The 8,453-nt window shown below is 39.9% G+C and carries 8 protein-coding genes; 6 read left to right on the forward strand and 2 right to left on the reverse strand.

Annotation, left to right across the window (positions count from 1 at the left end; all coding sequences use genetic code 11):
• The first annotated feature begins 71 nt into the window (after positions 1-71).
• Complete coding sequence (gndA, locus tag J8L86_RS15510) at positions 72-1,601, forward strand: NADP-dependent phosphogluconate dehydrogenase (protein WP_065108475.1); 1,530 nt, start codon at positions 72-74, stop codon at positions 1,599-1,601.
• A 197-nt stretch (positions 1,602-1,798) separates the two neighbouring features.
• The gene (locus J8L86_RS15515) at positions 1,799-2,101 is read left to right on the forward strand and encodes a hypothetical protein (protein WP_055026085.1); all 303 of its coding nucleotides are present in this window, start codon (positions 1,799-1,801) and stop codon (positions 2,099-2,101) included.
• Positions 2,102-2,178: 77 nt separating this feature from the next.
• Here the strand turns inward: J8L86_RS15515 and J8L86_RS15520 are convergent, their stop codons facing one another.
• Positions 2,179-2,958, reverse strand: coding sequence for an IclR family transcriptional regulator (locus tag J8L86_RS15520; RefSeq protein ID WP_055026092.1), 780 nt, complete (start codon positions 2,956-2,958; stop codon positions 2,179-2,181).
• Positions 2,959-3,249: 291 nt separating this feature from the next.
• On the opposite strand from J8L86_RS15520, the gene J8L86_RS15525 reads away from it, so the two are divergent.
• Positions 3,250-4,026 carry a phytanoyl-CoA dioxygenase family protein gene (locus J8L86_RS15525; RefSeq protein ID WP_211030965.1) on the forward strand — a complete coding sequence of 259 codons (777 nt, stop codon included), beginning with the start codon at positions 3,250-3,252 and terminating at the stop codon, positions 4,024-4,026.
• Between the two features lie 107 nt (positions 4,027-4,133).
• On the opposite strand, the gene J8L86_RS15530 is transcribed toward J8L86_RS15525, so the two are convergent.
• Positions 4,134-5,015: a 1,4-dihydroxy-2-naphthoate polyprenyltransferase gene (locus J8L86_RS15530; RefSeq protein WP_065108472.1), complete on the reverse strand. Its 882-nt coding sequence runs from the start codon at positions 5,013-5,015 to the stop codon at positions 4,134-4,136.
• Positions 5,016-5,253: 238 nt separating this feature from the next.
• On the opposite strand from J8L86_RS15530, the gene tesB reads away from it, so the two are divergent.
• The 3 genes from tesB to J8L86_RS15545 all read left to right on the forward strand — a co-directional run bounded on the left by tesB (position 5,254) and on the right by J8L86_RS15545 (position 7,966).
• Positions 5,254-6,117 carry an acyl-CoA thioesterase II gene (gene tesB / locus J8L86_RS15535; RefSeq protein WP_055026088.1) on the forward strand — a complete coding sequence of 288 codons (864 nt, stop codon included), beginning with the start codon at positions 5,254-5,256 and terminating at the stop codon, positions 6,115-6,117.
• Positions 6,118-6,121: 4 nt separating this feature from the next.
• Positions 6,122-6,517: a YbaY family lipoprotein gene (locus J8L86_RS15540; protein ID WP_055026089.1), complete on the forward strand. Its 396-nt coding sequence runs from the start codon at positions 6,122-6,124 to the stop codon at positions 6,515-6,517.
• Between the two features lie 192 nt (positions 6,518-6,709).
• The gene (locus tag J8L86_RS15545) at positions 6,710-7,966 is read left to right on the forward strand and encodes an MFS transporter (RefSeq protein WP_211030966.1); all 1,257 of its coding nucleotides are present in this window, start codon (positions 6,710-6,712) and stop codon (positions 7,964-7,966) included.
• Positions 7,967-8,453: the final 487 nt, after the last annotated feature.

Here is an 8,453-nt window from a genome sequence, read left to right on the forward strand (position 1 = left end):
AAATCAGTATAATCACCGTCCAAATGGATTCGCTACGCGCGATTAATCTCTGTGACCTTTGGAAAATAATAATGACTACCCAACCCTTTCGTTCAGACATCGGTGTTATCGGCCTCGGTGTAATGGGCAAGAATCTCGCGTTAAATATTGCTGATAATGGCTACCAGGTCGCGGCTTTCGACCTCGACAGCGACAAAGTGAATACCGCAATAAATCAAGAACAAGCAGAAAGAAAAGCAAACTTAGCTCCCCGAATGCTAGGCTGTAATAATCTTACTGAAATGCTTGATTCTTTAGCTAAACCTCGCGTCATTGTGTTATCTGTGCCTGCTGGTGGACCTGTTGATGGCGTGTGTAATGCGCTTATTGAAGCAGGTATCGAATCAGACGATATCATTGTTGATACAGGTAATAGTCTATGGACTGATACTGTGGAGCGTGAAGCGCGCTTTAAAGGTAAGTTTGTATTCTTCAGTTCTGCCGTTTCAGGTGGAGAAGTTGGCGCACGTTTTGGACCTTCTTTAATGCCTAGTGGTGATAAAGATGCTTGGCAATACGTAGCACCTGTATGGAAAGCAATGGCAGCAAAAGTTGATCCTGCAACTGGCTTGCCTATTGAGCGGTTTGAGCCGGGCAATCCAGTGATTGAAGGGGAGCCATGCACGACTTACATTGGTCCTGCGGGTTCTGGCCATTACGTTAAAATGGTGCATAACGGTATTGAATATGCTGACATGCAACTCATTTGCGAAGCTTATCAATTATTGCATGATGGTTTAGGTTTATCTGCTCATGAAGTTGGTAGTATTTTCCATACTTGGAACCAAGGTAGTTTAAATAGCTATCTTATGGAAATAAGCGCAGAGGTGTTACAACAAGATGATCCGTTAACCGGTCAACCTCTGGTTGAAATGATCTTAGATAAAGCGGGTCAAAAAGGCACTGGTCTATGGACTGCGGTAAGCAGCTTACAAATTGGCTGCCCTGCGCCAACAATTGCTGAAGCGGTTTATGCACGTGCGGTGAGTACGCAAAAAACCTTGCGGGTTAATTTAAGCAGTAAGCTTTCTGGTCCTGCAAAAATACCATTGAACGATGCCGAAAAAGCGGAGTTTATCGCTAACCTGGAAGATGCTTTATATTGCGCCAAGGTATGTTGTTATGCCCAAGGTTTTCAATTAATGGCGATGGCGGCTAAAGAGCAAAATTGGGATTTAGATTTTGCTGAAATCGCCAAGATTTGGCGTGCGGGTTGTATCATTCGTGCCACTTTCTTACAGTCAATTACTAAAGCTTATCAAGATGATGCAGCGCTTCCAAACTTACTCATGGCGGATACCTTTAGCGAGAGTTTATCAGCTAAGCATATGAATTGGCGCAAGACCGTTGCGGCATCTGTCATGCAAGGGATCCCTGCACCCTGCATTAGTTCTGCAGTGGCTTATTATGATAGCTATCGCAGTGAAACCTTGCCCGCAAATTTACTCCAAGGTCAACGTGACTTTTTTGGGGCTCATACATTTGAACGTACCGATAAACCAGCAGGTGAAAAATATCATCTAGATTGGAGTGCTAAGCAACGCACATTATCAAAAGTCTGATATCGAGTTTGAATAACAGCTTTTAGCTGGCTATTGATTAAAAGCACTTCTATTTAGAAGTGCTTTTTTGTGTATAGAATAATGATATTACCCAATCCAGCGGGTAAGCAAAACTTGTAACTGCGGCTTGACTGCTATAGGTTCAACTATAAGCAGTAAGGTTTGTAAGTAAAAATTCATAGTTATGAGGGAATATAATGCCGACAAAAGCTGATAAAAAGAAACGAATAGCCGAAGCGATAGAAAGCGTCACGTTTGAATATGAACAATACTCCAAAAATGCTGCCAAAAAACTCCCCCCCCTTGAAATTGACAATAATGATGCACTAGAAAAATTACTTGAAGTCGTACTGCTAAGGGAATCGTTAAGTCAAAGAACGGCAGCTAAAGCACCTGCATCAGTGAAGTTAAGAGCTTCTTTAGCCGACATGATCTTGCTTAATGATGATTTTGACCGAAAACAGATCTCGGCCAATGCAACGGCAGAAGTTGAATCTTAAAAGTCTACAGTGCTAAGTTTTTACGTATGCCAAAACGCCTTTTCCCATAAAGGAAAGGCGTATTAAGCGGATTGCGTTTAACTTATTAACTGGTGGGTAATTTGTTTCGCTGTTTGCTTCAGCGCATTTTGAAGCAGGTTTAGCTCTGTGTGGTTTAGCACATTGGGTAACACTGAAAAGGTGAGTGCGGCAATCACTTGTCCTTCTGGTTCTCCAATCAATGCGCAATATTCCGCGATACCTTCAATATGGCTTGTATGCGTAAACAAAAAACCTTGTTGCTTAACTTCTTCCAGTTGAGCAGATAAAGCCATTTTCTGTTTTTGATTCATTGTTAAATAAAGTGCATCTCGTTTTAGTATCATCAAGGCGACATCAGGGTTACTGTTTGCCAGTAATACCTTACCTGCAGTTGATGAAACGGTAGAGAACATTGCTCCTTCAGTTATGTTGATTGACACTGGGGAGTGACTTTTTGCTTGTACAATAACCATTGCCTGACTTTGGTAAAGCATGCTTAAGTGGCAAGCTTGACCTGTTGTAACCGCCAAATCCTCCATTAACGGCAGCGCTGCTTGCCTCACTTTATCAATCGGCGATATTCCTCTTGAGAGGTTATATATTTTCAAAGACAGCTGATATCGACCAGAAGACTCATCCCGATGAAGATATCCCCGAGCTTCAAGGTTAACCAATACCCGATAGATATCATTTGGCTTACGCCCAATACCTTTGGCTATCTCTGATTGAAGTAAAGGGGTTTGTTGCTCAGCTAAAAATTCCAAAATATCAAAGCCCTTGTCCAATGCTGGCACAGAGTATTTTTGTTCTGCTATTGAGTTAACACTTGCTGGCATATCACCTTTCCCTTTTATTAATGGTGCCCAATTGTTCGGTTGGCCTTTTTCTTTGAGATGTAGGTAAGGCTATTTGGGCAAAATTTGCATAGAAAACCGACAGGGTATTTATTTATAAGATTAATACTTATATGAATTTAATGTTTATATGTAAATAAAAACTTGCGATCTCAATAAGTTTAATTGATTATTGTTAACAATACTTGGTTTGTTTAGGCGTTTATTTTGCCATTATCGAGCAAGATGAATAAAGACGGAACTAACATTAGCAATTAAAAGGAAGTATGGAAGATGAGTAAGCTTGAATTAACAGTTGAACAGATTAAAGATTTTAATCGTGATGGCTATGTCATTGTAAAGGGGTACTATTCTCAACAAGAAATGGCGAAATTGCAGCAAGTCGCTTTTAATGATGAGGGTTTGTACCAACAAGCATGGAATAAGAAAGACAGTCAAGGCGCCTTAAGCAAGGTGTGCATTTGGCAGCAAACTGGTGATGACTTATACAGTATGTTTTCTAGAGGCCGACGACTTGTTGATTCAGTAGAAAAGATACTAGAAGAGGAGGCTTACCATACGAGTACCAAAATCATGATGAAAGAGCCATTGGTTGGAGGCGCTTGGGAATGGCATCAAGACTTCGGTTATTGGCATCAAGATAACCTTATGCTGTACCCAAAAGCGATTAGCTGCATGATTGCCATCAACCCTGCAACAGTTGAAAATGGCTGCTTACAGGTACTAAAAGGCTCACATCATATAGGAAGGTTAGATCACGCTAAAACTGGCGATCAAAAAGGCGCAGACATGACTTTTGTCGAAGAAGCAATGAAGTATCATCCTTTAGTCAATGTTGAGTTAGCAACAGGGGATGTTCTGTTTTTTCATTGCAACTTGCTGCATAAATCAAATCAAAATCGCTCAGATAAGCCTAGATGGTCGATGATATGTGCTTACAATGCAATTACTAATCAAGCATTTAAACCAAATGAAGCTGTGTATTATCCGCTTTATAGGCTGGATGATAGTGCTATTCTTGAATGGCATGAAGAGGGAAGAAAAGGGTAATTATTACAGGATTAAGTATAGGCTTAATAAGGTAAAAAGCTTCCTATGACATGCTTGTATTAATGTTAAAGCAAGTTCATAGGAAGACTTATTGTGCGAGCGGTCAGTTACATTGGCAAACTAAAGATTAATCCTATGCTGAACAATAGGCTGAAAATCATTGTTAATTTAGCTGTGCGCCCCAAGATTGGGTTTAAGGCTTCACCACTGGTATTACTGAACTCTCCGCTGAGTTGACGAGCGTAGATTAATGATAAACCTGCTAGCAGCACTGGAAGGCCTGCAAGGTTACCCATTAAAAAACCACCAATAATAAGACCAAAAGGTAAATAGACTAATGCTTGATATAAGACTCTAGCTTGAGCTTGTCCAATTTTGACAGCAAGGGTATTTTTACCTGCTTTGGTGTCTGTTTGAATATCACGGGTATTATTTACTAGCATAATCGCTGCGTTAAACATGCCAATAGCGCTTCCTAACAGCCAAGCACTGGTACTTGTGTCACCTGCTTGTAAGTAATAACTACCAACGACGGCAACAAGTCCAAAGAATACAAATGCTGCCACTTCACCTAAACCATGTGATGCTAAAGGGTAAGGTCCACCGCTGTAACATACCGCACCAAGTAAGGATGCCACGGCTAATATTGCAATAGGCCAGCCACCATGAAAAATAAGTGCTGAACCAACCAATAATGCAAGCAATAAGCAGACAACCATGGCATTGCGTACACTGCTAGGTGATAACATTCCGCTTTGGGTCACTCTGACAGGCCCTACTCGTTCTTCTGTGTCGATGCCATTTTTAAAATCAAAATAATCATTGGCTAAATTGACGGCAATTTGCAATAAAATGGCACATAACATTGAAATGCAAGCAATGGTATAACTGAATTGCTCAAGGTGTAGGGCTAAAATATTACCAATTAATAATGGACCAATGGCAGCAGGTAAAGTGCGAGGTCTAATGGCTAAAATCCAAGATTGCATATTGTTAAGGCTTCAAGATATCGAGTTAAATTAGGATAGACTAATAGCATAGCAACTTTTTTTGATTAAGTACGAGGTTGTGATCGCGCAATTAAGTAAAATCTTGTTACTAATTGTGCTGAATTTTATCGTTTTTTTGTTTATTTGTACGTAAATTCGAGAATATATTTACGCTAGGCGTGTGGTTCTAAGGTAATCTAAGTTTATTGAGTCAGATTGTGCAGACGTTAGGGAAATTATGAGTCAAGTTTTAAACGATTTATTATCACTGCTTTCATTAGAGCAAATCGAACTAGGGCTGTTCCGTGGGCAAAGTCAGGATTTAGGCTTCGGTCATGTCTTTGGCGGACAAGTGATGGGGCAAGCGTTAAGTGCTGCAAAGCAAACAGTAAGTGAAGATAGGCATGTGCATTCATTACACTCTTATTTTTTGCGGGCGGGTGATGAGAAACTTCCTATTGTTTACGATGTTGAAAACATGCGTGATGGGGGCAGTTTCAGTGCAAGACGAGTAAAAGCGATTCAAAAAGGCCGCCCTATTTTTTACATGACTTGCTCGTTTCAAGCTCCTGAAGAAGGTTTTGAACATCAAGCTGAAATGCCAGTCGTCGATGGTCCAGACGGGTTACTAAATCAGCAAGAATTAGCTTCTACAATGCGCGATAAAGTACCCGCTAACATACTTGAAAAATTCATGGCTGACTCGCCGATAGAAATGCGCTTGGTTAATCCAATACATCCTATCGCTCCAGACTCTACTGAACCCAAGCGGTATATTTGGATGCGAGCGAATGGCCATATTCCAAGTGATCACAGTGTTCATGAATATTTACTTGCATATGCGTCAGATTTCAACTTTCTGGTGACTGCGGCTCAGCCTCATGGTGTGTCATTTTTAACGCCAGGGATTAAAATGGCGACGATAGATCATGCCATGTGGTTCCATAGGCCGTTTAATTTTTCAGATTGGTTGCTTTATAGTGTAGAAAGTACCAATGCCAGCGGTGGCCGCGGTTTTGTTAAAGGGCAGTTTTTTGATCAACAAGGTCGCTTGGTTGCATCTGCAACACAAGAAGGCTTATTAAGAATGACGAAAGGATAAAAATATGAAGTTCGGTGTAAAAGCAGCAATGTTTGCGTTGATGACATTTATGATGACTGCGTGTGTAACCGTTACCCCAGATGAACCGGTTATTATTAATGGCTATGCGGGTTACCTCGAGAAAATTGTATTGCCTCAAAACTGTAAAATTAACATTGCGATTATTGGTCTTAATACCCCAGGTTTAATTATCTCGCAAAAAACGTTCGATATTGCCAGAGCACCAGTACCATTTAAGTTTACTTTACCTGCGGACAGTATTGATGAAGATATTGAGTATGGGGTTGTTGCGATGATTCTGTATCAAGATAGACCTATTTTTCAAACCTATGAGAAATTTCCGGTTATCAATAATGATAAGTTCACCACTGAAGTTATTATGAAAAAGGTAGAGCGCTAAACAGACCACTTTACACCTGTTTAAAAACATCAGGGTTCAATAGTAAAACTATTGCTCGAACTTTACGTTATGTCTTAATGATTATGCTGACAAATTAAGACATAACTCACATCTTTAACTTTCTCAAATTGCTTATGGTCTTCATCGAGCAATAATCAATGCTCAGTTAACTATTTAATCGAGGCTTATGTTGTGCCTGATTTACTTGCCAAAGAAGCCCCTGAAAACCAATCTGGTGGCGAACAAAGATTAATTTGGGCATTGTGTCTCGCATCTATCGTTGTTTATATCAATTTATATGCAGTACAAGGCATGCTGCCCTTAATTGCTGAGCATTTTAATGTCAGTGGTGCTAAAGCAACATTGATTTTGTCTGTTACCAGTTTTTCGCTGGCTTTTTCGTTACTTATTTATGCGGTAATTTCAGACCGAGTAGGCCGTTTAGCGCCAATTATGGTCAGCTTATGGATGTTAGTCGCTTCCAATCTATTACTTATTCTTGCTCGAGACTTTGATGCTTTATTATTGGTTAGGCTATTGCAGGGGGGATTACTCGCAGCAGTACCTGCCATTGCAATGGCATATTTTAAAGAACAATTACCAGCAGGTTTTTTATTAAAAGCGGCTGGTATTTACATTATGGCAAATAGTTTAGGCGGTATTGGTGGCAGGTTAATGGGAGGGCTTTTGTCTCAATACTTTACCTGGGAACAAGCCATGATGGTGAATTTTTCGGTTACTTTGGTTGGGATTTCTATAGTCACATATTTGCTACCAAGAAGAGAAATAAAGTGCGCGGCAACCCAACACTCAACGAGCGTCATTAATAAAATAAAGCACGATATCGGTGGTTTTATTTATCATTTGACAGATCCCCAGATGCGGCTTGTATATGCCATCGGTGGACTTGCTTTTATGATGATGGTGAATCAATTTAGCTTTATCCAGCTGCACTTAATGGATGAGCCATACAATTTTAGCCGTTTTGCGGCGACTTTAATTTTTCTTTGCTATTTAAGTGGAACATTAACGTCTTATTTATCTGCCAAGTGGGTGGTTAAATTTGGCGCTCAACGATTATTCAAAGGCGCATTGGTTGTGATGCTGCTTGGCACGTTATTGACCTTAATGGATAATCTACTTTGCATTACAATTGGTTTTTTACTGACTGCGAGTGGTTTTTTCTTAACTCATAGTTGTTGTAATTCGTTTGTGGCGATAAGAGCATCGACTCATAGAGCTAAGGCGACTTCCCTATACCTTTGCAGTTATTATCTAGGAGCGTCCCTTGGAGGCCCTTATTTGATGATATTTTGGCATCAATCAGAGTGGCAAGGTGTTGTTATTGGTTCGGTAGGGTTATTGTCTCTGTTATTAGTGGCTATTTTAAGGTTGACACATCATCAATCGAAGGCAGCTGAACAAGAGCTCAATACGCAAACACAGTAACGACATAGATAAGTTTTCTACCTTTGAATTAGAGGCCTAAAGGCCTCTTTTTTTGTTGTTTTTTCTTGCGCTAAGCCTGCTCGACGTTCAAAACTGAGTTGTCTATTGAAACAACGTTAGTATCCAGTTATTACATTCACTTTGTACCTCATGTACAAATACAATACGTAATGTTTGATTTTAATTGTTCAGCACTCATTTTAGAGTGAACTTTAAAGAATAGCTAAAGCCTCAACTCACTAAGTATCCTAGATAGATTATGTAATTATTAAGAGCTCATCTTGATTTGATTGGCGTTGCTAACTAACACTTTAGGCGTTGACATTATAGTCGTTACGTATAGGTATTCATTTAGAGAGGTCTTTTTGAGTTAGTGATAAATTTCAGACATAAAAAAACCACAATTAAGTGGCTTTGATATTACTTAAAACTCAGTTTGATAACTCAGAGTTAAGAAAGTGGTATCCCCTAGGGGATTCGAACCCCT

Source organism: Shewanella sp. MMG014 (assembly GCF_018100775.1).
In the GTDB taxonomy this organism is placed as follows: domain Bacteria; phylum Pseudomonadota; class Gammaproteobacteria; order Enterobacterales; family Shewanellaceae; genus Shewanella; species Shewanella japonica.

What these genes read in the sequence shown, in the direction of transcription:
- gndA (WP_065108475.1), top strand. Translation starts at nt 72, where the DNA reads ATGACTACCCAACCCTTTCGTTCAGACATCGGTGTTATCGGCCTCGGT.
- J8L86_RS15515 (WP_055026085.1), top strand. Translation starts at nt 1,799, where the DNA reads ATGCCGACAAAAGCTGATAAAAAGAAACGAATAGCCGAAGCGATAGAA.
- J8L86_RS15520 (WP_055026092.1), bottom strand. Translation starts at nt 2,958, where the DNA reads ATGCCAGCAAGTGTTAACTCAATAGCAGAACAAAAATACTCTGTGCCA.
- J8L86_RS15525 (WP_211030965.1), top strand. Translation starts at nt 3,250, where the DNA reads ATGAGTAAGCTTGAATTAACAGTTGAACAGATTAAAGATTTTAATCGT.
- J8L86_RS15530 (WP_065108472.1), bottom strand. Translation starts at nt 5,015, where the DNA reads ATGCAATCTTGGATTTTAGCCATTAGACCTCGCACTTTACCTGCTGCC.
- tesB (WP_055026088.1), top strand. Translation starts at nt 5,254, where the DNA reads ATGAGTCAAGTTTTAAACGATTTATTATCACTGCTTTCATTAGAGCAA.
- J8L86_RS15540 (WP_055026089.1), top strand. Translation starts at nt 6,122, where the DNA reads ATGAAGTTCGGTGTAAAAGCAGCAATGTTTGCGTTGATGACATTTATG.